Raw genomic sequence first — 380 nt, 5'->3', positions numbered from 1 at the left:
GTGATACTCACCTAGGTGGTGAAGACTTTGATAACCGTCTTATCAACTACTTAGTAGACGAGTTTAAGAAAGAGCAAGGTATCGATCTTAAAAACGTTCCACTAGCAATGCAGCGTGTTAAAGTAGCAGCAGAAAAAGCGAAAATTGAGCTTTCTTCTACTTCTCAAACAGACGTAAACCTACCTTACGTTACTGCTGATGCAACTGGTCCTAAGCACATGAACATCAAAGGGACTCGTGCGAAACTAGAATCTCTAGTTGCAGACCTAGTACAACGCTCTCTTGAGCCACTAAAAGTAGCTCTAGCTGACGCTGACCTATCAGTAAACGACATCACTGACGTAATCCTAGTTGGTGGTCAGACTCGTATGGCACTGGTT

Annotated in this window: 1 protein-coding gene; it reads left to right on the top strand. The window is 43.2% G+C overall.

Annotation, left to right across the window (positions count from 1 at the left end):
- Nucleotides 1-380, top strand: a 380-nt coding sequence (locus UF05_RS07660) for an Hsp70 family protein (RefSeq protein WP_048852362.1), incomplete at both ends; no start/stop codon positions are given.

This window comes from Vibrio sp. S457-15 (assembly GCF_000960545.1).
Lineage (GTDB): Bacteria > Pseudomonadota > Gammaproteobacteria > Enterobacterales > Vibrionaceae > Vibrio > Vibrio parahaemolyticus.
The sequence above is the reverse complement of the archived record's forward strand: the minus strand, read 5'-3'. Positions and strand labels throughout refer to the sequence as shown.